This window comes from Duganella hordei (genome assembly GCF_040369125.1).
Classification (GTDB): domain Bacteria; phylum Pseudomonadota; class Gammaproteobacteria; order Burkholderiales; family Burkholderiaceae_D; genus Rugamonas; species Rugamonas hordei.
Map to the genome: position 1 here is coordinate 139653 of NZ_BPWI01000011.1, position 26699 is coordinate 166351.

25 protein-coding genes and 1 riboswitch are annotated in these 26699 nt (G+C 65.3%); of the genes, 11 read left to right on the forward strand and 14 right to left on the reverse strand.

All coding sequences use genetic code 11. The features are described 5' to 3' along the window. Nucleotides 1–9 precede the first annotated feature (9 nt). The 4 genes from gspE to ABWW33_RS23125 are packed head-to-tail and all read left to right on the forward strand — an operon-like array spanning nucleotide 10 to nucleotide 5553. Nucleotides 10–1431, forward strand: a complete 1422-nt coding sequence (gene gspE, locus ABWW33_RS23110; protein WP_353403914.1) for a type II secretion system ATPase GspE — start codon at nucleotides 10–12, stop codon at nucleotides 1429–1431. 10 nt (nucleotides 1432–1441) lie between these two features. Next, nucleotides 1442–2662 carry a type II secretion system inner membrane protein GspF gene (gene gspF, locus ABWW33_RS23115; protein WP_176652965.1) on the forward strand — a complete coding sequence of 407 codons (1221 nt, stop codon included), beginning with the start codon at nucleotides 1442–1444 and terminating at the stop codon, nucleotides 2660–2662. A gap of 21 nt (nucleotides 2663–2683) precedes the next feature. Beyond that, nucleotides 2684–3289: a type II secretion system protein N gene (locus ABWW33_RS23120; protein WP_353403915.1), complete on the forward strand. Its 606-nt coding sequence runs from the start codon at nucleotides 2684–2686 to the stop codon at nucleotides 3287–3289. A gap of 11 nt (nucleotides 3290–3300) precedes the next feature. Beyond that, the gene (locus ABWW33_RS23125) at nucleotides 3301–5553 is read left to right on the forward strand and encodes a patatin-like phospholipase family protein (RefSeq protein ID WP_353403916.1); all 2253 of its coding nucleotides are present in this window, start codon (nucleotides 3301–3303) and stop codon (nucleotides 5551–5553) included. Here ABWW33_RS23125 and ABWW33_RS23130 read toward each other — a convergent pair. Beyond that, a complete protein-coding gene (locus tag ABWW33_RS23130; protein WP_353403917.1) occupies nucleotides 5543–6304 on the reverse strand; it encodes a helix-turn-helix domain-containing protein in 762 nt (253 codons plus the stop codon). The genes ABWW33_RS23125 and ABWW33_RS23130 overlap by 11 nt on opposite strands. 139 nt (nucleotides 6305–6443) lie before the next feature. Between ABWW33_RS23130 and ABWW33_RS23135 the strand changes: the two genes are divergently transcribed. Beyond that, a complete protein-coding gene (locus ABWW33_RS23135) occupies nucleotides 6444–7088 on the forward strand; it encodes an outer membrane beta-barrel protein (RefSeq protein ID WP_353403918.1) in 645 nt (214 codons plus the stop codon). Between the two features lie 45 nt (nucleotides 7089–7133). Here ABWW33_RS23135 and ABWW33_RS23140 read toward each other — a convergent pair whose 3' ends face one another. From ABWW33_RS23140 to ABWW33_RS23180, 9 genes are all read right to left on the reverse strand, one after another. Next, the gene (locus tag ABWW33_RS23140; protein ID WP_176652961.1) at nucleotides 7134–7340 is read right to left on the reverse strand and encodes a hypothetical protein; all 207 of its coding nucleotides are present in this window, start codon (nucleotides 7338–7340) and stop codon (nucleotides 7134–7136) included. A gap of 25 nt (nucleotides 7341–7365) precedes the next feature. Next, on the reverse strand, nucleotides 7366–8715 hold the full coding sequence (gene hslU, locus ABWW33_RS23145; RefSeq protein ID WP_353403919.1) for an ATP-dependent protease ATPase subunit HslU: 1350 nt from the start codon (nucleotides 8713–8715) through the stop codon (nucleotides 7366–7368). Further along, nucleotides 8712–9254 (reverse strand): ATP-dependent protease subunit HslV, encoded by a 543-nt coding sequence (gene hslV, locus ABWW33_RS23150; RefSeq protein ID WP_353403920.1) that lies wholly within the window; start codon nucleotides 9252–9254, stop codon nucleotides 8712–8714. The genes hslU and hslV overlap by 4 nt, the downstream gene beginning before the upstream one ends. A 70-nt stretch (nucleotides 9255–9324) precedes the next feature. After that, nucleotides 9325–10653 carry an STAS domain-containing protein gene (locus ABWW33_RS23155; RefSeq protein WP_176652958.1) on the reverse strand — a complete coding sequence of 443 codons (1329 nt, stop codon included), beginning with the start codon at nucleotides 10651–10653 and terminating at the stop codon, nucleotides 9325–9327. A 68-nt stretch (nucleotides 10654–10721) separates the two neighbouring features. Continuing rightward, nucleotides 10722–11168 (reverse strand): RNA polymerase-binding protein DksA, encoded by a 447-nt coding sequence (gene dksA / locus ABWW33_RS23160; RefSeq protein ID WP_008443997.1) that lies wholly within the window; start codon nucleotides 11166–11168, stop codon nucleotides 10722–10724. A gap of 90 nt (nucleotides 11169–11258) precedes the next feature. Further along, nucleotides 11259–12320, reverse strand: a complete 1062-nt coding sequence (locus ABWW33_RS23165) for a CobW family GTP-binding protein (protein ID WP_353403921.1) — start codon at nucleotides 12318–12320, stop codon at nucleotides 11259–11261. Nucleotides 12321–12446: 126 nt separating this feature from the next. Further along, entirely contained in the window at nucleotides 12447–13382 is a 936-nt protein-coding gene (locus ABWW33_RS23170) for a tyrosine recombinase XerC (RefSeq protein ID WP_353403922.1), read from the reverse strand. 8 nt (nucleotides 13383–13390) lie between these two features. Beyond that, complete coding sequence (locus tag ABWW33_RS23175) at nucleotides 13391–14059, reverse strand: DUF484 family protein (protein ID WP_176652955.1); 669 nt, start codon at nucleotides 14057–14059, stop codon at nucleotides 13391–13393. Nucleotides 14060–14181: 122 nt separating this feature from the next. After that, entirely contained in the window at nucleotides 14182–15237 is a 1056-nt protein-coding gene (locus ABWW33_RS23180; protein ID WP_353403923.1) for a porin, read from the reverse strand. A gap of 423 nt (nucleotides 15238–15660) precedes the next feature. On the opposite strand from ABWW33_RS23180, the gene ABWW33_RS23185 reads away from it, so the two are divergent. Beyond that, nucleotides 15661–17244 carry a tetratricopeptide repeat protein gene (locus ABWW33_RS23185; protein WP_353403924.1) on the forward strand — a complete coding sequence of 528 codons (1584 nt, stop codon included), beginning with the start codon at nucleotides 15661–15663 and terminating at the stop codon, nucleotides 17242–17244. An 18-nt stretch (nucleotides 17245–17262) separates the two neighbouring features. Here the strand turns inward: ABWW33_RS23185 and dapF are convergent, their stop codons facing one another. The 3 genes from dapF to ABWW33_RS23200 are packed head-to-tail and all read right to left on the reverse strand — an operon-like array spanning nucleotide 17263 to nucleotide 19867. Then, entirely contained in the window at nucleotides 17263–18126 is an 864-nt protein-coding gene (gene dapF, locus ABWW33_RS23190; protein ID WP_176652952.1) for a diaminopimelate epimerase, read from the reverse strand. 8 nt (nucleotides 18127–18134) lie between these two features. Further along, a complete protein-coding gene (locus ABWW33_RS23195) occupies nucleotides 18135–19010 on the reverse strand; it encodes an LpxL/LpxP family acyltransferase (protein ID WP_353403925.1) in 876 nt (291 codons plus the stop codon). Beyond that, nucleotides 19007–19867 carry a lysophospholipid acyltransferase family protein gene (locus tag ABWW33_RS23200; RefSeq protein ID WP_353403926.1) on the reverse strand — a complete coding sequence of 287 codons (861 nt, stop codon included), beginning with the start codon at nucleotides 19865–19867 and terminating at the stop codon, nucleotides 19007–19009. Before ABWW33_RS23200 ends, ABWW33_RS23195 begins: the two co-directional genes overlap by 4 nt. A gap of 196 nt (nucleotides 19868–20063) precedes the next feature. On the opposite strand from ABWW33_RS23200, the gene metK reads away from it, so the two are divergent. The 4 genes from metK (at nucleotide 20064) to metF (ending at nucleotide 24042) form a co-directional block, all read left to right on the forward strand. Then, complete coding sequence (metK, locus tag ABWW33_RS23205; protein ID WP_353403927.1) at nucleotides 20064–21230, forward strand: methionine adenosyltransferase; 1167 nt, start codon at nucleotides 20064–20066, stop codon at nucleotides 21228–21230. A 54-nt stretch (nucleotides 21231–21284) separates the two neighbouring features. Next, nucleotides 21285–21353: riboswitch (S-adenosyl-L-homocysteine riboswitch) on the forward strand. Between the two features lie 28 nt (nucleotides 21354–21381). Continuing rightward, nucleotides 21382–22809: an adenosylhomocysteinase gene (ahcY, locus tag ABWW33_RS23210; RefSeq protein WP_353403928.1), complete on the forward strand. Its 1428-nt coding sequence runs from the start codon at nucleotides 21382–21384 to the stop codon at nucleotides 22807–22809. A 62-nt stretch (nucleotides 22810–22871) separates the two neighbouring features. Continuing rightward, the gene (locus ABWW33_RS23215; protein ID WP_176652947.1) at nucleotides 22872–23222 is read left to right on the forward strand and encodes a phage holin family protein; all 351 of its coding nucleotides are present in this window, start codon (nucleotides 22872–22874) and stop codon (nucleotides 23220–23222) included. Next, nucleotides 23215–24042 (forward strand): methylenetetrahydrofolate reductase [NAD(P)H], encoded by an 828-nt coding sequence (gene metF, locus ABWW33_RS23220; protein WP_176652946.1) that lies wholly within the window; start codon nucleotides 23215–23217, stop codon nucleotides 24040–24042. The genes ABWW33_RS23215 and metF overlap by 8 nt, the downstream gene beginning before the upstream one ends. 11 nt (nucleotides 24043–24053) lie before the next feature. Here metF and ABWW33_RS23225 read toward each other — a convergent pair whose 3' ends face one another. Continuing rightward, nucleotides 24054–24599, reverse strand: coding sequence for a 5-formyltetrahydrofolate cyclo-ligase (locus ABWW33_RS23225; RefSeq protein WP_353403954.1), 546 nt, complete (start codon nucleotides 24597–24599; stop codon nucleotides 24054–24056). 136 nt (nucleotides 24600–24735) lie between these two features. On the opposite strand from ABWW33_RS23225, the gene ABWW33_RS23230 reads away from it, so the two are divergent. Further along, nucleotides 24736–26673 carry a lytic transglycosylase domain-containing protein gene (locus ABWW33_RS23230; RefSeq protein ID WP_353403929.1) on the forward strand — a complete coding sequence of 646 codons (1938 nt, stop codon included), beginning with the start codon at nucleotides 24736–24738 and terminating at the stop codon, nucleotides 26671–26673. Nucleotides 26674–26699: the final 26 nt, after the last annotated feature.

A 26699-nucleotide genomic window follows, 5' to 3' on the forward strand; every position in this document is an offset into this window, starting at 1 on the left:
GCAACTGAGATGAGCAACCTTCTTCCCTATGCCTTCGCCCGCGACTTCGTGGTGCTGGCGCAGCAGAGCGACCAGGCCGAGAACACGGTCGACGTGATGGTGTGCGGCGCCACGGCGCCGGCGGCGATCGCCGAAGTGTCGCGCCGCTTCGGCCGCGTCCAGCTGAAAAACATGACGCGCGCCGACCTCGAGACGGCCATCGCCGCGGCCTACGCCAGCTCGGGCGGCAACGCCTCGATGGTGGCCGAGGAGTTCGACGCCGACCTGGACCTGACCAAGCTGCTGCAGGACGTGCCGGCCATCGAGGACCTGCTGGAATCGTCCGACGACGCGCCGGTGATCCGCATGATCAACGCGCTGCTGACCCAGGCGCTGCGCGACAGCGCCTCGGACATCCACATCGAGCCGTTCGAACAGACCTCGGTGGTGCGCTTCCGCGTCGACGGCTCTCTGCGCGACATCGTCCGTCCGCGCAAGGCCATCCACGGCTCGCTGATCTCGCGTATCAAGATCATGGCGCAGCTGGACATCGCCGAAAAGCGCCTGCCGCAGGACGGCCGCATCACGCTGCGCATCGGCGGCAAGCCGGTCGACGTGCGCGTCTCGACGCTGCCGACCGGCCACGGCGAACGCGCCGTGCTGCGCTTGCTGGACAAGGAAGCGGGACGACTGGACCTGAACCACCTGGGCATGAGCGAGCAGATGCTGCCCAAGTTCGACGCGCTGATCAACCAGCCGCACGGCATCGTGCTGGTGACCGGCCCGACCGGCTCCGGCAAGACCACCACGCTGTACGCCGCGCTGTCGCTGCTGAACGCGGCCACCACCAACATCATGACGGTGGAAGACCCGATCGAGTACGACTTGAACGGCGTCGGCCAGACCCAGGTCAACCCGCGCATCGACATGACCTTCGCCAAGGCGCTGCGCGCGATCCTGCGCCAGGATCCGGACGTCATCATGATCGGCGAGATCCGCGACCTGGAAACCGCGCAGATCGCGGTGCAGGCCTCGCTGACCGGCCACCTGGTGCTGGCGACCTTGCACACCAACGACGCCGCCGCCGCCGTCACCCGTCTGCTGGACATGGGCATCGAACCGTTCCTGCTGTCGTCGTCGCTGCTCGGCGTGCTGGCGCAGCGCCTGGTGCGCAAGCTGTGCGGCAGCTGCAAGACCTTCGACGGCCAGCAGTGGCACGCGGTGGGCTGCGAGCATTGCGGCCATACCGGCTACCAGGGCCGCGTCGGCGTGTACGAATTCCTGCAGACCACGGAGCAGATCCGCGCGCAGATCCACAACCGCGCCTCGGAGGCGGAAGTGAAGACGGCGGCGCTGGCCGACGGCATGCGGACCATGCGCGAGGACGGCGAGCGCTGGCTGGCCGCCGGCATCACCACGCAGGCCGAACTGCTGCGCGTGACCAAAGACTAGGCGAACGACGATGCCCGCATTCCGTTATGAAGCCGTCGATGCCGGCGGCGCCACCAAAAAAGGCGTGCTCAATGCCGACAGCGCGCGCTCGGCCCGTTCCGAGCTGCGCACGCAGGGGCTGGTGCCGCTGAAGGTCGACGCCATCGCCGCGCAGGTGGACGCCGCCGGCGTGGCCAAGAGCCGCGGCTTCGGCGAGCGCCTGTCCGCCACCGAGCTGGCTTTGTTCACGCGCCAGCTGGCCAGCCTGCTGGAGGCGGGCCTGCCGCTGGAGCAGGCCTTCACCGCCTTGCTGGAGCAGGCCGAACGTCCGTACATGCGCGACCTGATCGCCTCGATCCGCTCGGAAGTGATAGGCGGCGCCTCGCTGTCCGATGTGCTGGGCCGCCATCCGCGCGACTTCGCCGAGATCTACCGCGCGCTGGTCGCTTCCGGCGAACAGATCGGCCAGCTGTCACGCGTGCTGTCGCGCCTTGCCGACTACATCGAGCGGCGCAACGCGCTGATCCAGAAGGTGCGGCTGGCGTTCACCTATCCGGCCATCGTCACGGTGGTGGCGTTCTCCATCGTGATCTTCCTCCTGACCTATGTGGTGCCGCAGATCGTCTCGGTGTTCGCCAACACCAAGCAGAAGCTGCCCATCCTGACCGTCATCATGCTGGCCGTCTCCGACTTCGTGCGCAGCTACGGCATCGTGGTGGCGATCGCGCTGGTCGGCGCCTGGTTCATGTGGCGCCGGGCCCTGCAAAATCCCGCGCTGAAGCGGCGCTGGCATACCTGGCTGCTGACCGCGCCGCTGTACGGCAAGTTCGAACGCAGCCTGAACACGGCGCGCTTCGCCAGCACGCTGGCGATCACCACCGGTTCCGGCGTGCCCATCCTGCGCGCGCTGGAGACCAGCCGCGACACGCTGTCCAACGTCGCCATGCAGGAGCTGGTGGAAGAGGCCAGCGACGCCGTGCGCGAAGGCGTCAGCCTGGCGCGTTCGCTGTCGGCGCAGAAGCACTTTCCGCCGATGCTGATCCACATGATACGCGCCGGCGAGATCACCGGCGAGCTGCCGGCCATGCTGGACCGCGCCGCCGCCGCGCAGGAAGCGGACCTGGAGCGCCGCACGCTGACCATCGCCGGCCTGCTGGAACCGGCGCTGATCCTGGCGATGGGCGTGGTGGTGCTGCTGATCGTGCTGGCCGTGCTGATGCCTATCATCGAAATCAATCAACTGGTCCGCTGACAGAAGAACTAGAAGGAAATTATGAAGCGTTTGCCCTTGTTCGTAACCGTACTCGCCGTGGTGCTGCTGTCGGCATCGCTGGCCTATTGGGGACTGCAGTTGTTCAAGCCGCAGCAGCGCGCGATCGCCGCGCCGCCGGTGCAGGCCGCCGCGCCGCTGAACATCGAGGCGGCCAAGGGCCTGTTCGGCGGCCAGATCACCGTCGCCGCCGTCAGCAACTACCAGCTGCGCGGCGTGGTGGCCGCGCGCGGCAGCGACAGCGCCGCCATCATCGTGGTCGACGGCCAGCCGCCGCTGGCGCTGGGTGTCGGCCGCGAAGTGGTGCCGGGCGTGACGGTCAAGGAAGTGCATCCGAAATACGTGCTGCTGTCCGAAGGCGGCGCGATCAAGCGCATCGAACTGGCCAGCGACGCCGGCGTCGGCAGCACGCCGGGCATGGCGCCGCCGCAGACCGGCGTGTCGCCGCAGCAATCGCTGCTGCCGGGGCCGAACCAGCCGCCGCTGCCGCAAATCGCGCCGCCGGTGCCGACGCCGAGCACGCAGCCGATGCCCGGCACCTCGCAGCAACCGCCGCCGCGCTCCAGCGTATCGTCCACCACCGTCTCCCCCGGCCCCGACCGACAATGACAGGAAACCGTATGGCTCGTATAGCTATCATCCGTACCCTGGCCGCAGCAGTTTGCTGCGGCTTTTTCTTGGCGGCCGCGTTTTGCGGTCCCGCAGGCGCACAAACCGCCACCTCCGTTGCGCCCGACACAGCAATCAAGGCGCGGCCGAAGGTGGCGCTGGTGCTGTCCGGCGGCGGCGCGCGCGGCTTCGCCCACATCGGCGTGCTGCGCGCCTTGCAGGAACTGCGGGTGCCGGTCGACTTCGTGGTCGGCACCAGCATGGGCGCGGTGGTCGGCGGCGCCTATGCCGCCGGCAGCTCGGTCGACCAGCTCGAGCAGCTGGTGCGCCGCACCGACTGGAACGCCGTGGTGGCGGACCGTCCGCCGCGCGACGAGCTGGTGTACCGCCGCCGCGAGGAGGACCTGCTGCTGCCGTCGCGGATCGAATTCGGCGCCACGCTCGATGGCGTCTCGCTGCCGCCGGCCGCCGCCGGCAACGAGGCGCTGGAACTGGCGCTGAGCCGCGTGCTGCCGCACGGCGCGCGCGACAAGCCGGTCAACCAGTTGCAGCTGCCGTTCCGCTCCGTCGCCTCCGACCTGGTGACGGGCGAGCTGGTGGAACTGAACGACACCCCGCTGTTCCTGGCGATGCGCGCGTCGCTGGCGGTGCCGGGCGTGTTTGCGCCGGTGCGCGTCAACCAGCGCCTGCTGGTGGACGGCGGCCTGGTACGCAACCTGCCGGTGGACGTGGCGCGCGAAATGGGCGCCGACATCATCATCGCCGTCAACGTCGGCACGCCGCTGGCGCAGGAAAAGGAATTGGTCAGCGCGGTCAGCGTGGCGCAGCAGATGCTGCAGATCCTGACCGAGCAGAACGTCCAGCGCTCGCTCAAGGAGCTGCGTCCCAACGACATCCTGCTGGCGCCGGACCTGGGCGGCATCGGCTTCCTCGATTTCGGCCGCTACGACCGCGCGATGAAAGCCGGCGAGGCGGCGGTGCGTTCGATGAGCGAGCAGCTGGTCAAGCTGGCCTTGCCGGAAGCGCTGTATGCGTCGTACGAGGTGCGGCGCCTGTCGGCGCCGGTGCCGATCGACCAGCCGGTCAAGCTGGTCAAGCTGGAGGTGGCGCCCAGCGGCCGCATCAATCCGGAGGCGCTGGCGGTGCAGTCCGGCCTGAAGGTGGGGCAGATGGTCACCAGCGAAGAGGCGCAGCGCGCCGGCAACCAGCTGTTCGGACGCGGCGACCTGGCGCGCGTGGAGACCGAGATCCGCGACGACAAGGACGGCCGCAGCGTGTTGATCAAGCCGACCGAGGCCGATTGGGCGCGCAGCCGCCTGCGCGTGGGCCTGGAGCTGACCAGCGACTTCAGCGAGAACAATTCCTTCGAACTGAAGGTGATGCATGTGCTGTCGTCGCTGAACGACTGGGGCGCGGAGCTGCGCACCGTCGGCCGTGTCGGCACCGAGCGGGTGCTGGGCACGCAGTTCTGGCAGCCGCTGGGCGCCGGGTCGCAGTGGTACGTGGCGCCGGAGCTGGAATACGGTTCGGCCTCCGTCGATCTTTTCAACGCGTCGGGCTTCAAGCAGGCGCGCTACGGCTACAACTACCAGTCGGGCAGCGTGTCGCTGGGCCGCCAGCTGGGACACTGGGGCGACCTGCGCTACCGCGTCTCGCGGGAAAAGCAGAGCGCTCACCAGACCATCCCGGAAGTGCGCACCGAGGCGAGCGAGATCCACACGGTGCAGACGCTGTCGTTCGATGTCGACAGCCTCGATACGGTGGCCTTCCCGACGCGCGGCACCCTGTTCGACCTGGAGTGGCAGCGCGTGCTGCACAGCGGCGAGGCCGGCGCGGTGCCGACGCGCCAGAGCGTGCAGGGGCTGCAGGCCTTCCACGTCGACCGCTGGGCGGGACACGTGTACGCCGAGTGGGCGCGCAGCCAGGGTGCCGCCGCCGGCAACAACAACTTGGGCGGCTTCCTGCGCCTGTCCGGTTCCACGCCGGAGTCCATCGTCGGCAACCGCATCGTGCTGGGGCGGGTGGTGATGGCGCGCAGCATAGGCGCGATGCCGGCCGCGCTGGGCGGCGACGTGCGGCTGGGCTTTTCGCTGGAGGCGGGCGGTGCCTACGGGCCCAAGGATCCGCTGCGCTGGGGTTCGCTGCACCAGGCGGCCAGCGGCTTCGTCGCGGTCGATACCCGCTTCGGCCCGCTGTACTTCGGCGCCGGCACCACCAAGGGCGGCAACAGCAGCGCCTATCTGTTCCTCGGGCCTATCTGGTAGCTTTTACCGGCGGCGTCTGTGCCCGGCGCAGGGCCGTGAAGGCGGCGAATTCCCACGAGCGGAAGCCGACCAGCAGGGTGAAGCCGTCGCGTTCGTGCGGCGCCAGCTTGCGGTCGCCCTGGTGCAGCCGCGCCAGTTCGCCGGCCAGCTGCTGGATGCGGCCGACCAGTTCCTCGGCGCTGGGCAGCGACAGCCGCGCCGGCAGGCACAGCAGCGTTTCGCCGGCGCCGTCGAAGCTGCCGTTGAAGTAGTCGGCCACCGCATGCTCGCGGAAGAATTGCTGCACCGGGCCGTCCGGCAGCCAGCGGAAGGCGTTCGACACGCGCAGCCGGTAGCGGTTCAGCGGCTTCAGTTCGATCACGCCCAGGCGGTCCAGCTCGGCCAGCAGCATGATGCATTCCGGCTCGCTCAGTTGATAGGTTTCCAGCACCTGTTCCATGGTCCAGTGGCCCAGGCAGCAGATCGCCATCAGCAGCAGGTGCGGCTGCGCCAGCAGGGCTTTTTCCTGCGTCAGGGTCAGCGCGTCGGCCTGAGGCGTGGCGTCGGCGGCGCCGCGCAGCACGTCCTCCATCGCCACGCCGGCCGCCTTGCAGATCTGCGCCAGGCGCGACAGCGACATGTCCTGCTGGCCGAACATGCGCTTGACGCTCGATTCGCTCATCGCGATGCGCTCGGCCAGCATTTTGTAGGTGACGCCGGCGGCCCGCATCTGGGTCCGCAGCACTTGCAGCAGCAATTCCGGTGAACTCATGGCTTGCCTTGGTAAAAAAACAAAAGGTATCGTAGCACGGTACCCGCCAGCGTGAAAAGCACGGCTTGGAATAATCAGGTAGTACATCGCGCCGAAGTGGGGGACACTGCGCCACGTTCACTCATCCCCAAGGAAAACCATGTCCCCAATATTCAAAAGTCTGTGCGGCGCATTGATCGGTGTGGCCCTGGCCGCCGGCAACTGCGCCGGCGCAGAGGAGTTGTCCCCTTACTACGTGGGCGCCGACCTCGGCATCCACACCAAGTACAAACTGGAATGCTGGAATGGCACAGGCTGCGACGACATCGCCGGCCGCAGCGGCCGGCTTTATGGGGGCTACACCTTCGGTTCGAACGTCGTATTCGGCAAGGACAACAGCAACTCGGTGGAGCTGAGCACTTTTGAATTCGGCAATGTCCGCAGCGTGGTGCAGTCGTCGCCGGATGGCGGTCATCTGCCGGCCAAAAGCAAGGTGTATGGACTGGCGCTGGACTACGCATCGCGGCTGAAGCTGAGCGACAGGCTGTCGCTGGTCAGCAGGGCAGGCTTGAGCATGGCGCGCAGCAGCGTCCAGTACGCGGACGCCTTCACGCTGAACAACTACGGCGCGGCGGGCAGCGTGCGCCACAACCGTTTCGGCCTGACTTACGGCCTGGGGCTGTCCTACGCGGTGGACAAGAATTGGTCGGTGAACGTCGACTGGCGCCGCACGCCGGTCAAGCTGGGCGCCAACGACAAAACCCACGTCGACATGGTCTCGTTCGGCGTCGGCTACAACTTCTGACGAATTAACCCGAGCGCGGGCGCCACCACCGGCGCCCGCTGACGGTTACCGCTCTTCCGGATCCGGCTTCAGGTTGATCCTGGCCAGCAGGCGCTTGGCCGCCTGCCGGTCCGTCGATTGCGGCTTGGCGTGCGGGCCGGCGCCGCCGGCGCGCGCCTTGGCCGCCACCGCGACCGGATTGCGCGGCGGCTTCTGCGACGGTTCCACCCGTATCGTCATCTTCTGGCGGGTCGACAGTGCCTTGTTTGCCATCGCCAAACTCCTTTACAACACTGGGTTACAGCACATAGCGCGACAGGTCTTCGTTGACCGCCAGCGCATCGAGCCGCGCGTTCACATACGCCGCGTCGATGGCGATGACCTTGCCGCTGTCTTCGCTGGCCGTGAACGACAGTTCCTCCAGCAGCTTTTCCATCACCGTGTACAGGCGGCGCGCGCCGATGTTCTCGGTGCGCTCGTTGACCGAGTAGGCGATTTCCGCCAGCCGCGTGATGCCTTCCGGCGTGAACTCGATCTTGACGTTCTCGGTCGCGAGCAGCGCCTCGTACTGCTTGGTCAGGCAGGCGTCGGTGCTGGTCAGGATACGCTCGAAATCGGCGATCGACAGCGATTCCAGTTCGACGCGGATGGGGAAGCGGCCCTGCAGCTCCGGGATCAGGTCCGAAGGCTTGGCCAGGTGGAAGGCGCCGGACGCGATGAACAGGATGTGGTCGGTCTTGATCATGCCGTACTTGGTGTTGACGGTGGTGCCTTCGACCAGCGGCAGCAGGTCGCGCTGCACGCCGGCGCGCGAGACGTCGGCCCCGCCCACTTCCGAGCGCGAGGCGATCTTGTCGATCTCGTCGAGGAACACGATGCCGTTCTGCTCGACGTTCTGGATCGCCTTCTGCTTCATCTCGTCGTCGTTGACCAGCTTGGCGGCCTCCTCGTCGAGCAGCACCTTCATCGCTTCCTTGATCTTGACCTTGCGCGCCTTCCTGCGGTTGCCGCCGATGCCGGAGAACATGGACTTGATCTGCTCGGTCATTTCCTCCATGCCGGGCGGCGCCATGATTTCCATCTGCGGGCCGCTCTCGGCCAGCTCGATCTCGATTTCCTTGTCGTCCAGCTCGCCCTGGCGCAGGCGCTTGCGGAAGGTCTGGCGCGTGCTGTCGCCATCCTTGCCTTCCTTCGGCGCGTCCGCCGCGGTGCCCTGGTGGAAGCCGAAGTCGCGCGCCGGCGGCAGCAGGATGTCGAGCACGCGGTCTTCGGCGGCGTCCTCGGCGCGCGCGCGCACCTTGGCCATCTCGGCCGAGCGGGTCTGCTTGACGCCGATGTCGATCAGGTCGCGGATGATGGTGTCGACGTCGCGGCCGACATAGCCGACCTCGGTGAACTTGGTGGCCTCGATCTTGATGAAGGGCGCGTCGGCCAGCTTGGCCAGGCGGCGCGCGATCTCGGTCTTGCCGACGCCGGTCGGGCCTATCATCAAGATGTTCTTCGGCGTGATTTCATGGCGCAGCGGCTCTTCCACTTGCTGACGCCGCCAGCGGTTGCGCAGCGCGATGGCGACCGCCTTCTTGGCCTTGCCCTGGCCGACCACGTGTTTGTCGAGCTCGCCGACGATTTCCTGCGGAGTCATGTTCATGCTGGATCCAGAGTTTCAATGATGTGATTCAGATTGGTGTAGATGCACAATTGGCCGGCGATGGTCAGTGATTTTTTGACGATTTCCGCCGGCGACAGTTCCGTGTTTTCCACCAGCGCCTTGGCCGCCGATTGCGCGTAGGTGCCGCCCGAGCCGATCGCGCCGATGCCGTCTTCCGGCTCCAGCACGTCGCCGTTGCCGGTGATCACCAGCGTCGATTCGGTGTCGGCCACCAGCAGCATCGCCTCCAGCCGGCGCAGCACGCGGTCGGTGCGCCAGTCCTTGGCCAGCTCGACCGAGGCGCGCAGCAGGTTGCCCTGGTGTTTTTCCAGCTTGCCTTCGAAACGGTCGAGCAGGGTGAAGGCGTCGGCGGTGCCGCCGGCGAAGCCGACCAGCACCTTGCCCTGGTACACCTTGCGCACCTTGCGGGCCGTGCCCTTCATGACGATGTTGCCCAGCGTGACCTGGCCGTCGCCGCCCAGCGCGACTTCCTTGCCGCGACGCACGCACAGGATGGTGGTGCCGTGAAATTGTTCCATAGTTACCTCAAAGTAATGACGCGGACTGCTTCAAGACTGAAAAGTGGGGCTGGAAACTAGGATTGCAAGTTCAGTACTTATGCGGATAAATCCGGGCGATGTCGGCGTAGCCCAGCAACCTCAGCAAAGCGGTGACCAGGTGGTTGACGTCGCGGAATTCGATTTTCTTGCCCTGCTGGTGCAGCGCCAGCAGGCAGGCGTGGGCCTGGTTGGCGCAGGCATAGTCGATGCGCGTCAGCCGCGAGCAGTCGAACACCAGCGTCTGGTACTGATCAGCATAGTGCTGTATCGCCGGGAGTAAAGGGCCGAGCTGGTGTTCCACCTGCGGCGGCAGCATGAAGCGGTCCGGCGAGGCGGAAACGTGCTGGACCGGGGCCGTCGCCACCTTGTGCGGCGCCACGAACGACGGCGGCGACACTTCGAAGGTGACGCAGTAGTCCATGCCGATCTGCTCGAATTCCTTTTCTCGGTTCAGCAGCTGCAGCAGCTCCAGCAACAGCAGCCACGGCGCCTCGGTGTCGTCGCGGCGGCCGACGGCGATGCTGGCGCGCAGCAGGCCGACCAGCGCCGGCGCCGCCACCAGGATCAGCTCGCGCTGCCTGGCCTGCAGCTGGCGTAAGGTGTCGAGCAGCAGCGCGCAGCCGCCCGGCTCGATCGCGGTGACGCGGCCGAATTCCAGCCGCAGCACCGGGTTGTCGGCGGACAGCTGGCGCAGCCGCTCCAGCTGCGGGTCGATGTGAGCGTCCAGCACGCCGGCAAACGATTCGGTCGGCGTCACGCCGGCCCATTCCGGCGAGGCGGCGGCCAGCACGGCCGGCGCGTTCCACGACGGCGGCGAGGTTTCGAAGGTGCTGGCGTAGTCGATCGACAGGTTGTCGAAGCGCTCCTGCTGGCCCTGCACCTGGTACAGGTCGAACAGCATCCACCAGACGGTGCGGTCGCCGCCGGCCTCGCTCACCGCCGCGCTCAGCAGCTGCTCGGCCACGGCGCCCTGGCCGTTGGCGTACAGGATGGCGATTTCCTCGACCACCGGCGCGGTCTCGGCGGCCACCGCCAGTTGCGGCAAGTCTTCGTCGCGCAGCAGCAGCGTGGTGGGGATGTCGGCCAGGGCCTGGGTGTCGGGGCCGCCGGCGGTGGCGGCGCGTTGTCTGGGCGGGCGGTTGCGCTGGCTGCCCCAGGCCGGTTCCGGTTCGTTGAAGATGTCGAAGGTCATCGCCGATTCGATGGCGTCGATCTTCATCGCGGTGGCGCGGGCGATCTCGCGCTGGCGCGCCTGCTGCAGCTGGCGCTCGGTTTCGCTGTTGGCGGCCAGGCGCGCGGCCTCGTCGTCGTCGGACGGCTGCACCGTCGCCGCGGCGCTTGCGGCGTCGGTCTTCTTGAAGATGGAGAACAGTCCCACGCTGATCCTCGTTAGCTGCCGTAAAAAAAAGCACGCGGCCGGCGTGCTTTTTTTAAAGTCGAGGCGAATTAATCGCCGTACAGTTTCTGCTTCAGTTCGCGGCGCTGCTGCGCTTCCAGCGACAGCGTCGCGGTAGGGCGGGCGATCAGGCGTGGAATGCCGATCGGTTCGCCGGTTTCCTCGCACCAGCCGTAGTCGCCGCCGTCGATGGCGACGATCGATTGCTGGACCTTCTTGAGCAGCTTGCGCTCGCGGTCGCGGGTGCGCAGTTCCAGCGCGTGTTCCTCTTCGATGGTTGCGCGGTCGGCCGGGTCCGGCACGAGCACGGTTTCGCGCAGGTGTTCGGTAGTTTCGCCTGCGTTTTTCAACAGCTCTTTCTCCAGCGCTTGCAGCTTCGCTTTGAAAAAGGCCATTTGCGCCGGATTCATATAATCCTTTTCATCCATCTTCAGAATTTCTTCTTCGGTCAGGATGCGGTCGGCGGCGGCGGGGGTCGATTTATTAGTTTTGGTCATAACTTCGCTTACCTTCGATACGACAGAGTTTTCACATTAATCAGCCCGGGTTTTGTAGCTTTTTAGCTATCCCCACAAAACCCGGATAGTTTATACCAGACATTGTTCCAAACCACTAATAAAGATATCTTTCGGCAGATTTTTGCCGATAAACACCATTTTGCTGCCACGAACGTCGTTTTCTCCCCATTTGGCGCCCAGGTCGCTGCCCATAATCTGGTGCACGCCCTGGAACACCACCTTGCGGTCGGCGTCTTTCATCAACAATACGCCTTTGTAGCGCAGCATGCGAGGACCATAGACATTCACCAGGCCGCCAAGGAACTCGTCCAGCTTGGCGGTATCGAACGGGCGTGTGCTTTTGAACACAAAAGCCGCGATATCGTCGCTGTGGTGGGCATGGTGGTGGTTATGGCTGTGCGCATGATCGTGCCCATGGGCGTGATCGTGGCCGCAGTGCTCATCATGCACGTGATCGTCGTCATGGGCCTGTTCTGTTTCCAGGAAGTCCGGATCGAGCTCCAGTTTGTCGTTCAGGTTGAAGCCCTTCAGGTCCAGCACCTCGGACAGCGGCGCGCGGCCGAAATCGGCCTTGCTGATCGGCGCGCGCGGGTTGATGCGCTTGAGGCGGGCGGTCAGGGTGGCGACGTCTTCGGCGCTGACCAGGTCGGTCTTGGACAGCAGCATCTTGTCGGCGAAACCGACCTGGCGCTGGGCTTCCTCGTGCTGGTCCAGCTGGTCCATCGCATGGCGGGCGTCGACTACGGTGACCACGGCGTCCAGCATGTAGTGAGTGCCCACTTCTTCGTCGACGAAGAAGGTCTGCGCCACCGGGCCGGGATTGGCGAGGCCGGTGGTCTCGATGACGACGCGGTCGAACTGCAGTTCGCCGGCCGCGCGCTTCTGCGCCAGGCCGCTCAGGGCGACGATCAGGTCGCCGCGCACGGTGCAGCAGATGCAGCCGTTGTTCATTTCCACGATTTGTTCGCCGCTATCCTGGACCAGGATTTCGTTGTCGATGTTTTCCTGCCCGAACTCGTTCTCGATGACGGCGATGCGCATGCCGTGCTGCTCCTGCAGGATGCGGTTCAGCAGCGTGGTCTTGCCGGCGCCGAGGAAGCCGGTGAGGATGGTGGTCGGTATCAGTGCCATGGTACGTGCCAGTCTGGTCTATGGGGATACCCTAGATGGGGATCAAATGCAAAAATGCAATCGGCCGATTATGCCGGAATTTGGCGGATGCTAGCAAATCGCCCGTTTGAGGCGTATCAGTACCGCCTATTTGATTTTGGCCCGGGGGTGCGCCTTGTCGTACACCTCGGCCAGGTGCTGGAAATCCAGCGCGGTGTAGACCTGGGTCGAGCTGATGCTGGAATGGCCCAGCATTTCCTGCACCGCCCGCAAGTCGCCCGACGACTGCAACACGTGCGAGGCGAACGAATGGCGCAGCATGTGCGGATGCACGTGCACCGGGGCGCCGCTGGCCACGCCGTGGGCCTGCAGGCGCTGCTGTATCACCCGCGGCGAGACCCGGGTGCCGCGGCTGCTGAGGAACAGCGCGTTGCCGCCGTCGGCCGGCGCCGGCCGCACGGCGATCCAGGCCGCCAGCGCGTCCATCGCCGCCTGGCCGACCGGCACGATGCGCTGCTTGTTGCCCTTGCCGGTGACGACGACTTCGTGGTTTTCCAGCGCCACCCAGCCCAGCGCGCCCTTGCCGGCGGTCAAGTCCAGTCCGGCCAGCTCGGATACCCGCAGGCCGCTGGAATACAACAGTTCGAACATGGCGCGGTTGCACAGCCCGGCGGCCTCGGGGGCGGCGCCGGCGTGCGGCGTGGACGGCGCCACCAGCCGCACGGCGTCGTCGACCGACAGCGCGCGCGGCAGCGTCCTGGCCTGCTTGGGTGCGCGCACGCCCTGCACCGGGTTGGAGGATAGGGTGATCTGGCCGCTCAGCCATTCGAAAAAGCCGCGCCAGCTGGACAGCTTGCGGGCGATCGAACGGGGATCGAGCTGGCGCGAGTGCAGTTTGGCGGTCAGCCGGCGGATGGCGAAATGGTCGAGCTGCGGCCAATCCTGGCCGGCCGACAACTCGGCCAATTCCTGCAGATCGCGCGCATAGGCGGCCACGGTGTGCGGCGACAGCTGGCGCTGGTCGCGCAGCTGGGCCAGGTAAGCGTCGATCCAGGTCAGCTTGCTGTCTGGTTCGGCGCTCATGGTGTCGTTCAGGCCAGCAACCAGGCCAGCGCGGTGCTGGTGGTTTCGCCGATGTGGACCAGGAAGTCGGTGGCCATCAGCGAGGTGAAGCGGGCCGGATCGGCCGAGCCCAGGATCAGCAGGCCGAAGGCGCTCTTGTTGCCCGGTTTGCGCAGTGGAATGATGACGGTGGACGTGATGCCGGACGCGTCTTCCAGCCAGCGCACCGCTTCGAAATCCTTGTTGGTGCCGCAGTACGGCGCCATCAGGCTGTTGGCGAAGATGCGGGCGTCTTCCGACACGCCGTTGACGAACCATTCGCCGGCATAGTCGGGGGCGGTTTCCCAGATGCGCAGCGTGACCTGCGGCACGTCGAAGCTGGACTTCAGGCCGCTGACCACGGCGTGCGGCATGGAGCCGACATCTTCCGCTTCCAGCAGGATCTTGGTCCAGCGGTGAAATTTGTTGGCGATGGCTTCGTTCTCGGCCGCCAGGCGCATCAGGTTGCTCATGCGCAGTTCCAGCGCCTTGTACTTGTCGCGCATCACTTCCATCTGGCGCTCCTGCAGCGACACGGCGCGTCCCGTCAGCGGGCTGGCCAGTTTGATTTCGCCCAGCAAATCGGCATGCTCTTCGAAGAAATGCGGGTGATCGGTCAGGTATTGTGCGACGAGGGTGGAATCCAGGGGGGCAGTCATTGAGTTACTTTATCTACGTGTGTTGAGAGGCAAGGTCATTCTAAACGAAAAAAAACGGACATGGTTGCCCATGTCCGTCATTCCCCAACACTATCGCCGGCAGTTCTTGCCGACTGCGCGACTTAGAAGTTGTGGTGGATACCGACGCTGTAGAAATTCAGCGTGGTTGCTGCCTTCTTGTTCGAGGCATCAACATACAGATAGGTGCGGGCCGACAGGTTGTAGTCGTAGCCGATCGACGCCTGCTTGGTCTTGGCGATGGCTGGATTCGCCAGGACGTTGTCCGGGGTCTTCTGGCCGTAGCCGGCGCGGATCAGGCCAGCACCAACGGTGTAGTTGGCGCCGATCAGCCAGGCCTTGGTCTTAGGATTGATCAGCACGCTGTTGGACTGGTCTTGCGCCTGGTAGGAAGCCATCAGCTTCAGATCGTTGATAGGCTTCAGCGAAGCGCCGATCGACCACAGCTTGGTCTCCACCGCGTTCTTTTCGTAGGCGATGTAGGCGGCGAACGGACCGTTGTTGGCGGTGGCGCTCAGCGAGTACGGCGCGGTGTTCAGCGTGGTGTTGGCCGGGTATTGCGGCGCGGCGGCGGTGCCCTTGCCGACGATCGCGGCGTTGCCCAGTGCATCCTTGGTGGCAACGGTGGCGTTGATCTGGAAGATGCCGGCGATGACCGGGGTGTTATAGAAGATGGCGTTCGAGAAGCGGTTGGCCGAGTTGCCGACCGGGCTCAGCGGATCGCTGGTGTAGCCGGCCACTTGCAGGTCGGTCTGGTAGCCGGCGACGGCTGGCATGCCGCTCCATGGTTCGAAGGCGGTGCTGGTTTCCTGGAAGGCGGTCAGGCCGCGGCCCAGGCGGACGGTACCGAAGTCGCCCTGCAGGCCGACGCGGCTCTGGCCCTGGAACAGTGGACGGCTGTTGGCGCCCGACGTGTTTTCAATGGTGCCGGTGTCCGGCTCGTAGCGGATCTCCAGTTGGAAGATGGCTTTCAGGCCGCTGCCCAGGTCTTCGACGCCGCGGAAACCCAGTTTGTTGTTGTCACGTTTGCCAACGGCGACGGTGGTGCCGGTGCGCTTGGACAGACCTGCATCTACAGTGCCATAGATGGTCACGGACGATTGCGCGTATGCGCCAGCAAATACGCCCATGAGTGCCAAAGCCACTAAAGATTTTTTCATTTGAGTTATTCCTTTATGAGTGAACGTGCAAATTTCTGAAGCTGTCAGGCCGCATGACGACCCTTGGTTGGTAAGAACCTTAATGTCTCGCCGGGTCAAAAGCGCTGGAATGGTTGATTATGACCGCTTGTTTTGGTCGAAAGCCAAAGAAATCCGCCTTCTTGTTGTATTTTTGAAACGCTTAATTCGTAGGCCATTGGCCCCTGTTTGACCATTATTTCCTTTCATTCGGGCATCAAATTAGCTCTAGCCTACAGGCGGAAACGGGTGGCCGCCGTTGTGCCAAATCAAACCGATCCGCATATTGTCTAGGGTGTGGCGCGGATCGCACGCTACACTCATAGCTATAACCGGTCGTCACCAGCTTGCGCGGGCGGCGCACATGCGCCGCCCGCTACCATGAAACGGACTAATAGTGAGACGATGGCAAATCGAGAAGAGTTAGGCATTATCCGGGGCGCCCGCGCGGGAGACGCGGTGTGCCAGCTGGCGCTGGGCAAGCTCTATCTGTTCGGCGGCGCCAGCCTACCGTTGAGCCTGCCAACCGCCCTGCACTGGCTGAACCGCGCCGCGCTGCAGGAACAGGATGAGGCCTGGATGTTGATCGGCAGTCACGTGCCGTTCGAGCATGCGCAGCATTGCCTGCCGTCGGTGCTGTCGTGGTACGACCGCGCCTACGATGCCGGCATCGAGCAGGCCGGCCTGGTGCTGGCCCAACTTGTGCTGAATCAGGCGCAGCCGGCGGAATCGTTGCATTTACGCGACAAGGCGCTGCAGGCGCTGGAATCGGCCGCCCGCTCCGGTTCGGCCGAGGCGCAGTGGCTGCTGGCCCATCAATCCGGCGCGCAACCGCCGGTTCCCGCGACGCAGGCGCCGGCGCCGGCGCGCCAAGGCGCGCGCGTGCTGCCGGTCAGCCGCGGCAATGCACGCCAGCAATGGCTGGCGCGGGCGGCCGACGGCGGCCTGGCCGCCGCCCAATACGCGGTGCTGGAACAAAGCTGGAACGGCGATCGTGAGGCATTTTTACAACGCGCGCTGCCGCTGGTGCGCGCGCTGCTGGCCGAGGCGCCGCTCGATGCCGAAGCGGCCCGCCTGGCCGACTGGCAGCCCGAGCCGGTGCAACAGACGCTGCTGGCCCGCTGCGCCGAGTTGCTGGACGGCTTGCCGGACCACGAGGCCGAACTGCGGCATTGCCGCGAACTGGCCGCGCACGGCGGCGACCGCGCCGCGCAACTGGCGCTGGGGCTGTGGTTTGCGCGCATGGACGGCGAGGGCAGGCGGCAAGCCAACGGCATCACCGCCGTCAATTTCAAGCGAGCAATACGCTGGCTGACGCTGGCCGGCGAGCAGGGCCTGGCCGACGCCTGGTACGCGCTGTCGCGGATCTACCTGAAGCCGGAATTTTCGCAGCGCAGCGTGGCCGAGGCGCAGGGCTACCTGGAGCGCGCGGCCGACATGGGACACAAGGGCGCGCAGCTGGAATGCGGCATGTATGCGTGGCGCAACCGCCGCACCGACGAATACAGCGACGTGCGCGCCGCCTACTGGCTGCAGAAAGCCGCCACCCAGGGCTGTTGCGAAGCCGAGGCGGCGCTGCTGCGCGTCGCCGCCGAGCCCAAGGAAGCGGAGTGGACCGGCGCGATCCTGGCCGGCCTGACGCGCGAGGCGCTGGAAAGCCAGCCGCTGCTGGCGGCCCGCCTGGAACTGGCCGAGCTGTTCGGCCTGAGCCGGGCTGAAGCGTTGTTACTGGATGTGAAGGCGGCCGACCAGGGCCATTGCCTGGTGGTGGATATCCGCGCCAGCTATGGTCGCAGCAAGCGGCGGCTGATCTTGCTGCGCACGGCGCGCGAGCGGCAGGCGCTGGACCGCATCGTGCGCCTGTTCGAGAGTGTCGACAGCGGACCCGATGGGCTGGAAGGCAATTACCGCCAGCGCCTGTACCGCCTGAAGACCTGGGCGCCGGCCGCAGCCGGAGTCGCCGCCGGCGACGACCGGTTGGCCGCCTGACGCCGCTTTAACGCCGGTTTAGATTTCTATCTCGCCTTCGAACACCGTCACCGCGGGGCCGGTCAGCCACACCGGCTGGCCCGGGCCGTCCCAGCTGATCGACAGCTGGCCGCCGCGCGCATCGATGCGCACCGGGCTGTCCAGCAAGCCGCGGCGGATGCCGGCCACGGCGGCCGCGCAGGCGCCGGTGCCGCAGGCCAGCGTTTCGCCGACGCCGCGCTCGAACACCCGCAGCCTGACGTGGTTGCGGTCGAGAATCTGCATGAAGCCGGCGTTGACGCGGTTCGGGAAGCGCGCATGGTGCTCGATCAGCGGACCGGTCAATTCCACCGGCGCCGTGTCGACGTCGTCGACGATCTGCACCGCGTGCGGATTGCCCATCGATACCACCGAAATCAGGATCTTTTCGCGCGCGCCGCCCAGTTCCAGCACCAGCGGCCACAGCGTGTCCTCGGCCTGCCGCTCGCCGTGCAAGCCTTCGGCGTCGAACGGCACGCGCGCCGGCTCGAGCACCGGCGCGCCCATGTCCACCGTGATGCTGCCGTCCAGCTCCAGCCGCGGGGCGATCACGCCGGCCTTGGTTTCCACCGTGATGCTGCGCTGGTCGGTCAAGCCTTTTTCCGACACGAACTTGACGAAGGCGCGCGAACCGTTGCCGCACTGCTCGACTTCGCCGCCGTCGGCGTTGAAGATGCGGTAGCGGAAATCGCAACCCGGCTGGGTCGGCTTTTCCACCAGCAGGATCTGGTCGGCGCCGACGCCGAAGCGGCGGTCGCCCAGCAGCTTCCACTGCGCCGGCGTGAAGGCGATGGCCTGGTTGATGCCGTCGATGACGACGAAATCATTGCCGGCGCCGTGCATTTTGGTGAATTTGAGTTTCATCTGCGCTTTTATTGTTTGCTGTACAGGGACGGTTCGCCAGGCGGCCGGGTCTTGAACCGCTTGTGGGTCCAGAAATACTCGGCCGGCGCCTCGCGCACGCGCTCTTCGATGAACTCGTTCATGCGGCGGGTGGCGGCGACCATGTCGGGACCAGGGTAATTGTCCCACACTGGATAGAATTTCACACGCCAGCCCTGGTAATCGGGCAGGAAGGTGGCGATCACCGGCATCACCTGGGCGCCGGTGGTGGCGGCGATGCGGGCGGTGGCGGTCAGGGTGGCCGCCTCGATGCCGAAGAAAGGGACGAACTCGGCATCCTTGTCGCCGAAGTCCATGTCCGGCAGCATGAAGTAGGGCAGCTTGTCGCGCAGCGCGCGCAGGATGGGCTTGATGCCGTCCTGGCGCGTGAACAGCTTGACCGGCTTGAAGCGGGCGCGGCCGGCGCGCAGCACCCGGTCGAAGGTGGCGTTCTTTTGCTGCACATACATCGACGAGGCGCTGGCCACCATCGCGATCGAGGCGCCGGCCACGTCCAGGCAGACGAAGTGCGGGCACAGCAGGATGGTCGGCTTCGAGCTCATCTCCTCGACCGGCACTGGACCCGGCTCGACCTTGATCAGGCGGTTCAGGCGCTCCTCGGAAGCCCACCACAGGATGCCGCGCTCCCACACGCTGCGCGAATATGCCTGGAAGTGGCGGCGGGCGATGTCGACCCGCTGCGCTTCGGTCAGCTCCGGCATGCACAGGCGCAGATTGGTCAGCGTGATGTGGCGGCGCGAGCGCATCGCCACGAACAGCAGGCTGCCGACCAGGTCGCCAAAGCGGCCCAGCACCGGCAAGGGCAGCCAGTGCAGCAGCCACATGATCCCCAGCAGCAGCTTCATGGCTGTTCTCCCGCGTTTGCCGCGGTGGGCGCTTCGATGCCGGCCGGTACCTTGTAGCGGTTGTAGCTCCAGAAATACTGGGCCGGGCTGCGGGCGATCAGGCGCTCCATGGCGCCGTTGATGGCCTGGGCCTGCTCGGCGGCGCTGCCGTCCAGCGTGCCGTCGAAGGGCACGAAGCGGATCACATAGCCGCGTCCGCCAGGCAGGCGCTCGGCGTAGGTGACGATGACGGTGGCGTCGCCCAGCTGCGCCAGCTTGGCGGGCAGGGTCATGGTGTAGGCGTCGCGGCCGAAGAACTTGGCCCACACGCCTTCGCCTTCCTGCGGCACCTGGTCCGGCAGCAGGCCGATCGGCTTGCCTTTCTTGAGGCACTTGGCCAGCATGCGCACGCCGGACATATTGGCCGGCGCCAGCAGCAGATTGTCGCGCGCGCGGGCGCCTTCGATCAGCGGTTTCAATGCGGCTTTTTTAGGCGGGCGGTACATCACCATCAGCTCGGTGCGCAGCGCGATTTCCTGCGCGACGATTTCAAAACAGCCCAGGTGCGGCGTCAGGAACACAATGCCGCGTCCGGCGTCCAGCTCGGCCTGGACGATGCTCCAGTTCTCGTCGGTGGCGTGGCGCGACACGCGTTGCGGATCGGCGCACCAGATGAAGGGCAGTTCGACGATGCTCTTGCCGGCCTCGGCGATCGCCGCCGACAGGTGTTGCGTATAGCCGGCCAGCGCCAGATTGTCGCGCATGCGGCGGCGGTAGGAAGGCGAGCTCAGGTAGACCAGCCAGCCGAGCGCGGCCCCCATTGCGTGCAGAAACGGCAATGGGAAAAATGAAAGAAAACGAAAAATGGGAACAAGCATGAAGATGTTTTGTTGATTTGAAGGTGATTTTGGCCTCTGTTGCTATGCCAAAATTTTTTTAAGAAGCGTAAAATACCACGTATGCAGTATCCGCTGAGTTAACAGACAACTTGCGTGGCGGAATATAAATGTCGCTAAAGCGTCGCAAGCCGTATTGGTTAGCGACAAACATATCAACCAGTATCAGGAGCTTGCGATGTCAAACGATTATCTCTTCACCTCGGAATCCGTCTCCGAAGGCCATCCGGACAAGGTCGCCGACCAGATCTCCGACGCCATCCTGGATGCGATCCTGACCCAGGACCCCAAAGCCCGCGTTGCCGCGGAAACCTTGTGCAACACCGGCCTGGTGGTGCTGGCAGGTGAGATCACCACCCACGCCAACGTGGATTATATTCAAGTCGCGCGCGAAACCATCAAGCGCATCGGCTACGACAACACCGAATACGGCATCGACTACAAAGGTTGCGCCGTGCTGGTGGCCTACGACAAGCAATCGCCGGACATCGCCCAGGGCGTGGACGAAGGCGCCGGCATCGACCTGGACCAGGGTGCCGGCGACCAGGGCCTGATGTTCGGCTATGCCTGCGACGAAACCGCCGAGCTGATGCCGGCCGCGATCCACTACGCGCACCGCCTGGTCGAGCGCCAGTCGCAGCTGCGCAAGGATGGCCGCCTGCCATGGCTGCGTCCGGATGCCAAGTCGCAAGTCACGCTGCGTTACGTCAACGGCCGTCCGGTGTCGGTCGACACCGTCGTGCTGTCGACCCAGCACGCGCCGGAAATGCAGCACAAGCAGATTGAAGAAGCGGTGATCGAGGACATCATCAAGCAGGTGCTGCCGCGCGAGTGGCTGGTCGACACCAAGTACCTGGTCAACCCGACCGGCCGCTTCGTCATCGGCGGTCCTCAGGGCGATTGCGGTCTGACCGGCCGCAAGATCATAGTCGACACCTACGGCGGCGCCAGCCCGCACGGCGGCGGCGCGTTCTCGGGCAAGGATCCTACGAAAGTGGACCGTTCGGCGGCCTACGCCGCGCGTTACGTGGCCAAGAACGTGGTGGCCGCCGGCCTGGCGCGCCAGTGCCAGGTGCAGGTCAGCTACGCGATCGGCGTGGCGCGTCCGATCAACATCACCGTCTACACCGAAGGCACGGGCGTGATTCCTGACGAGAAAATCGCCGCGCTGGTGATGGAGCATTTCGACCTGCGCCCGAAAGGCATCGTGCAGATGCTGGACCTGCTGCGTCCGATCTACGCCAAGACCGCCGCCTACGGCCACTTCGGCCGCGAAGAGCCGGAGTTCAGCTGGGAGCGCACCGACAAGGCGGCGGCCCTGCGCGCCGCCGCCGGCCTGAAGTAATCCGGCCGGTACAGTAAAAACGCCCTGCGGGGCGTTTTTTTTTGCTAAAATGCGCCTTCCGAGGAGCGTTGCGACGAATCACGAATTCGCCAGGCTCGGAATCTGCAACTGCGCTCACGTTACTTTTTTCAACACATGAAAGGAGGGCGTGATGAACGCCGTACTCAAATCCGCACAAGACTACCTGGTCGCCGACATCTCCCTGGCGCCCTGGGGCGACAAAGAAATCAAGATTGCCGAAACCGAAATGCCTGGCCTGATGGCCATCCGCGAGGAATTCGCCGCATCGCAGCCGCTCAAGGGCGCGCGCATCACCGGTTCGCTGCACATGACCATCCAGACCGCCGTGTTGATCCAGACGCTGGAAGCGCTGGGCGCCAAGGTCCGCTGGGCCTCGTGCAACATCTACTCGACCCAGGACCACGCCGCCGCCGCCATCGCCGCCGCCGGCACGCCGGTGTTCGCCATCAAGGGCGAAACCCTGGACGAGTACTGGGACTACACCCACCGCATCTTCGAATGGCCTGCCGACGCAGCGGGCAACGCCGTCTACTCGAACATGATCCTGGACGACGGCGGCGACGCCACCTTGCTGCTGCACCTGGGCGCCCGCGCCGAGAAGGATATTTCGGTGCTGGCCGCGCCAGGTTCCGAAGAAGAAATCTGCCTGTTCAACGCCATCAAGGCGCACCTGGCGATCGACCCGTCGTGGTACTCCAAGCGCCTGCCGCAGATCCTGGGCGTGACCGAGGAAACCACCACCGGCGTGCACCGCCTGTACCAGATGCACAAGGAAGGCAAGCTGGCCTTCCCGGCCATCAACGTCAACGACTCCGTCACCAAGTCCAAGTTCGACAACCTGTACGGCTGCCGCGAATCGCTGGTCGACGGCATCAAGCGCGCCACCGACGTGATGATCGCCGGCAAGGTCGCTGTCATCGCCGGCTACGGCGACGTCGGCAAGGGCTCGGCGCAGGCGATGCGCGCGCTGTCGGCGCAAGTGTGGGTCACCGAAATCGATCCGATCTGCGCGCTGCAGGCGGCGATGGAAGGCTACCGCGTCGTGACCATGGACTACGCCGCCGAACACGGCGACATCTTCGTCACCTGCACCGGCAACTATCACATCCTGACCGAGAAGCACATGCTGGCCATGAAGGACCAGGCCATCGTCTGCAACATCGGCCACTTCGACAACGAGATCGACGTCGCCGCGCTGAAGAAGTACACCTGGGACAACATCAAGCCGCAAGTCGACCACGTGATCTTCCCGTCGGGCAAACGCATCATCCTGCTGGCCGAAGGCCGACTGGTCAACCTGGGTTGCGGCACCGGCCATCCGTCGTACGTGATGAGCTCGTCGTTCGCGAACCAGACCATTGCCCAGATCGAGCTGTACGCCAACACCGACAAGTATCCGGTCGGCGTGTACGTGCTGCCGAAGCACCTGGACGAGAAAGTCGCGCGCCTGCAGCTGAAAAAGCTCAACGCGCAACTGACCGTGCTGACCGAAGAGCAGGCGGCCTACATCGGCGTGTCGCAGCAAGGTCCGTACAAGCCTGACCACTATCGTTATTAAAACCTCCGTCATTCCCGCTTGCGCGGGAATGACGCCGTGCCACTTTGCAGCGAGTCTTAACTATGCGTTTGGTCCTTACCTGGTTAATCAATGCAATTGCCTTGCTGGCAGTTCCCTACCTGATGCATTCCGTCGATGTCACAAGCATAGGCGCAGCCCTCGTCGCGGCTCTTGTACTGGGCCTGGTAAATACGCTGATCCGCCCCGTGCTGCTGTTGCTGACGCTGCCCGTGACCCTGGTGTCGCTGGGCCTGTTCATTTTCATCATCAACGGCTTCATGTTCTGGCTGGTCGCCCAATGGGTGGACGGCTTCCACGTCGACAGCTTCGTGTCGGCCATCGGTGGCGCACTGTTGTACAGCGTGATTTCCTGGGCTCTGTCTACCTTACTTTTGAAGAACTCAGATGGCTAATCATAATTTCAGTATCGAATTCTTTCCGCCGAAGACGGCGGAAGGCGCGGAAAAGCTGCGCGTCACGCGCGCCAAGCTGTCCGAGCTGAAGCCCAAATACTTCTCCGTGACGTTCGGCGCCGGCGGCAGCACGCAGCGCGGCACGCTCGACACCGTGGTGGAAATCCTCGCCGCCGGTGAAGACGCCGCGCCGCACCTGTCCTGCGTCGGCGGCACGCGCGAATCGATCCGCGAGATCCTCACCGATTTCAAGTCGCACAACATCAAGCGCATCGTCGCGCTGCGCGGCGACCTGCCGAGCGGCTACGGCGCGGCAGGCGAGTTCCGTTACGCGAACGAGCTGGTGGAGTTCATCCGTCAGGAGACCGGCGAGTGGTTCCACATCGAAGTGGCGGCCTATCCGGAAGTGCACCCGCAGGCCAAGTCGCCGCAGGACGACTTGCTGGCCTTCGAGCGCAAGGTGAAGGCCGGCGCCAACGCCGCCATCACGCAGTACTTCTACAACGCCGACGCCTATTTCCAGTTCGTCGACCAGACCCGCAAGCTGGGCCTGGACGTGCCCATTGTGGCCGGCATCATGCCGATCACGAACTACACGCAGCTGATGCGCTTCTCCGACATGTGCGGCGCCGAGATCCCGCGCTGGGTGCGTTTGAAGCTGGCCAGCTTCGGCGACGACAGCGCGTCGATCAAGGCCTTCGGCCTCGACGTGGTGACGCAGCTGTGCGAGCGGCTGCTGGCCGGCGGCGCGCCAGGCCTGCACTTCTACAGCATGAACCAGGCCGCCGCGACCACCGCGCTGTGGCAGCGGCTGGTGTAACGGGCACGGGCTTAATCCACCTCGGCCTCGGTCACGATGCGGTCCAGCGCCACGTCGTGACCGTCGCTGTCGAACCGCACCTGCAGGCACCGGTAGGCGATGCCCACCGTCTGCGGGCGCGGCTCCCGCGCCAGGGTGCGGTCGTAAAACCCGCCGCCATACCCCAGCCGATAGCCTTGCGGATTAAAACCCAGGCACGGCACCAGCAGCGCCGGCGGATACGCCGCCTGCAGCCGCAGATCGGCCGGCACCGCCACCCCCATCGCATCCTTGACCATCGCCTCGCCGATGCGCCATTCGGCAAACTCCAGCGCCGCATGTTTTTCCACCACCACCGGCAGCAGCAGCCTGGCGCCCAGGCGGGCCAGCTCGGCATAGGCCGCATGCAGGTCCGGCTCGTCGCGCAGCGGCCAGTAGACCCCCAGCGCCGCCGGCTGCGCGGCGCGCCACCACGCCACCACCTGTGCGCCGATCGCATGGTCCCACGCGGCCCGCGTGGCCGCGTCCAGCGCGCGCCGCGCGGCCAGCAGGCGCTTGCGCAAATCGGCCTTGGCCATGGTGGCCGGGGCTGGTGGTTCGGTCGCGCTGCGTGGTATTCTAGGGTCGCTGGTCATGGTTCAGATATTAAAGACTTTAGAGAGTTGCACATTGATTTCCGCTTCGAAATGGATTGCCGGCGCCGTCGCCGTGGTCATGACTGTGGCCCTCAGCGCCTTTGCCCATGCCGACGACCTTGGCGATGACGGCCGCAGGGCGGACGACTCCTTCCTGCTGCTGCGCGACGCGGTGCGCCAGGACGATGCCGCCAAGGCCGATTTCTACGCCGCCCGCCTGACCGATTATTCGATCCCATCCTATGTCGATTATTATCGGCTGAAACCGCGCCTGAAGGATGCTTCAAGCGCTGAAATCCGCGATTTCATGAAGCGCTACGAAGGCCAGGCCATCGTCGACCGCCTGCGCAACGACTGGCTGCTGGAGCTGGGCCGCAAGCGCGACTGGGCCACCTTCGACGAGCAGCTGCCGCTGTTCGTGCTGAACGACGACACCCAGGTCAAATGCTACGCGCTGCAGTCGCGCGCCCTCAAGGGGCAGAAGGTGGCCGGCGAGGCGCGCGAGCTGCTGACCGCGCCCAACGGCTACGGCGAACCGTGCGCCGGCCTGATCGCCACCTTGTACCAGGCCGGCCAGTTCGGCGTCGACGACCTGTATGCGCAACTGCGCCTGTCCGGCGAGTACAACGCCACCGGCCAGGCGCGCCGCATCGCCGCGCTGCTTGGCGGGAACGAGAAGAAGGCGGTGCAGGCGGTCGACCTGCCGGCCCTCGCGCTGACCAAGGGCGCCGGCAGCGGCCGCACCGATCACGAGATCTACATCGTCGCCATCGGCCGCATGGCCAAGACCAGCAGCAGGCTGGCGGTGCTGGCGCTGGACAAGGCCGCGCCGAAAATGACGGCGCAGGAGCAGCAGGAAGCGTGGGCGGCGATCGCGCTGCAGTCGTCGTATTCGCTGTCGCCGGAGACCACCGAGTACTGGCAGAAATCGAACGGCGCCGCGCTGTCGATCGACCAGATCCAGTGGAAGACCCGCATCGCGCTGCGCAACGGCGACTGGCGGCAGGTGGAGAAGAACATCCGCGCCATGCCGTCTGCGCTGCGCGGCGATCCGGCCTGGGTGTACTGGCTGGGCCGCGCGCTGATGGCGCAGTCCAATGCCGGCCAGCCGACGGGAGAGGCGCTGCAGCTGTTCCACAGCATTGCCGACCAGTCCAACTTCTACGGCCAGCTGGCGCTGGAGGAAACCGGCAAGCTGGTGACGATCCCGCTGCCTGGCTTGCCGATCGGAGCAAACGAGATCGCCCCCATCGCGGCCAACCCGAACTTCCAGCGCGCGCTCAAGTTCTTCAGCATGCGGCTGCGCTTCGAAGGCACGCGCGAATGGAACTGGGGCCTGCGCGGCCTGAGCGAACGCGAACACCTGGCCGCCGCCGAATTCGCGCGCCAGAACAATATCCTCGACCGCATGGTCAACACCTCGGACCGCACCCGCATCCAGGTCGACTACACGCAGCGCTTCCCGTCGCCGCACATCGACATCATGCATCCGACCACGCAGACGCTGGGCCTGGACAAGGCCTGGGTCTACGGCCTGATACGCCAGGAATCGCGCTTCATCATGGACGCGCAGTCGAACGTCGGCGCCTCGGGCCTGATGCAGGTGATGCCGTCCACCGGCCGCTGGGTCGCCAAGAAAATTGGCCTGGCCGACTTCGCACAGAACATGCTGAGCGACGTGCGCACCAACATCCTGCTGGGGGCGAACTACCTCAACATGGTGCTGGGGAACATGGACGGCTCGCAGGTGCTGGCCACCGCGGCCTACAACGCCGGGCCGGGCCGCCTGCGCTCATGGCGCTCGACCCTGACCAAACCGATGGACAGCGCGGTCTTCATCGAATCGATCCCGTATGTCGAAACCCGTACCTACGTCAAGAACGTAATGTCGAACACGACCTACTACGCGGCGCTGTTTGAAGGGCGGCCGCAATCGCTGAAGGCGCGCCTGGGCAACGTCGCGCCGAAGGGCTACACCGAACAGGAACAGCAGGAATCGAGCTTCGGTTCGCGCTAAAGAACACCAACCACTACGGACGCATC

Coding starts and splice junctions, on each gene's coding strand:
- metK (WP_353403927.1), top strand. CDS start 20,064: ATGTCAAACGATTATCTCTTCACCTCGGAATCCGTCTCCGAAGGCCAT.
- ABWW33_RS23140 (WP_176652961.1), bottom strand. CDS start 7,340: ATGGCAAACAAGGCACTGTCGACCCGCCAGAAGATGACGATACGGGTG.
- hslU (WP_353403919.1), bottom strand. CDS start 8,715: ATGAACATGACTCCGCAGGAAATCGTCGGCGAGCTCGACAAACACGTG.
- ABWW33_RS23165 (WP_353403921.1), bottom strand. CDS start 12,320: ATGGCACTGATACCGACCACCATCCTCACCGGCTTCCTCGGCGCCGGC.
- ABWW33_RS23180 (WP_353403923.1), bottom strand. CDS start 15,237: ATGAAAAAATCTTTAGTGGCTTTGGCACTCATGGGCGTATTTGCTGGC.
- ahcY (WP_353403928.1), top strand. CDS start 21,382: ATGAACGCCGTACTCAAATCCGCACAAGACTACCTGGTCGCCGACATC.
- hslV (WP_353403920.1), bottom strand. CDS start 9,254: ATGGAACAATTTCACGGCACCACCATCCTGTGCGTGCGTCGCGGCAAG.
- ABWW33_RS23170 (WP_353403922.1), bottom strand. CDS start 13,382: ATGAGCGCCGAACCAGACAGCAAGCTGACCTGGATCGACGCTTACCTG.
- dksA (WP_008443997.1), bottom strand. CDS start 11,168: ATGACCAAAACTAATAAATCGACCCCCGCCGCCGCCGACCGCATCCTG.
- ABWW33_RS23195 (WP_353403925.1), bottom strand. CDS start 19,010: ATGAAGCTGCTGCTGGGGATCATGTGGCTGCTGCACTGGCTGCCCTTG.
- ABWW33_RS23125 (WP_353403916.1), top strand. CDS start 3,301: ATGGCTCGTATAGCTATCATCCGTACCCTGGCCGCAGCAGTTTGCTGC.
- dapF (WP_176652952.1), bottom strand. CDS start 18,126: ATGAAACTCAAATTCACCAAAATGCACGGCGCCGGCAATGATTTCGTC.
- gspF (WP_176652965.1), top strand. CDS start 1,442: ATGCCCGCATTCCGTTATGAAGCCGTCGATGCCGGCGGCGCCACCAAA.
- ABWW33_RS23135 (WP_353403918.1), top strand. CDS start 6,444: ATGTCCCCAATATTCAAAAGTCTGTGCGGCGCATTGATCGGTGTGGCC.
- ABWW33_RS23200 (WP_353403926.1), bottom strand. CDS start 19,867: ATGCTTGTTCCCATTTTTCGTTTTCTTTCATTTTTCCCATTGCCGTTT.
- ABWW33_RS23120 (WP_353403915.1), top strand. CDS start 2,684: ATGAAGCGTTTGCCCTTGTTCGTAACCGTACTCGCCGTGGTGCTGCTG.
- ABWW33_RS23175 (WP_176652955.1), bottom strand. CDS start 14,059: ATGACTGCCCCCCTGGATTCCACCCTCGTCGCACAATACCTGACCGAT.
- ABWW33_RS23215 (WP_176652947.1), top strand. CDS start 22,872: ATGCGTTTGGTCCTTACCTGGTTAATCAATGCAATTGCCTTGCTGGCA.
- ABWW33_RS23225 (WP_353403954.1), bottom strand. CDS start 24,599: ATGGCCAAGGCCGATTTGCGCAAGCGCCTGCTGGCCGCGCGGCGCGCG.
- ABWW33_RS23185 (WP_353403924.1), top strand. CDS start 15,661: ATGGCAAATCGAGAAGAGTTAGGCATTATCCGGGGCGCCCGCGCGGGA.
- ABWW33_RS23230 (WP_353403929.1), top strand. CDS start 24,736: ATGACTGTGGCCCTCAGCGCCTTTGCCCATGCCGACGACCTTGGCGAT.
- ABWW33_RS23130 (WP_353403917.1), bottom strand. CDS start 6,304: ATGAGTTCACCGGAATTGCTGCTGCAAGTGCTGCGGACCCAGATGCGG.
- metF (WP_176652946.1), top strand. CDS start 23,215: ATGGCTAATCATAATTTCAGTATCGAATTCTTTCCGCCGAAGACGGCG.
- gspE (WP_353403914.1), top strand. CDS start 10: ATGAGCAACCTTCTTCCCTATGCCTTCGCCCGCGACTTCGTGGTGCTG.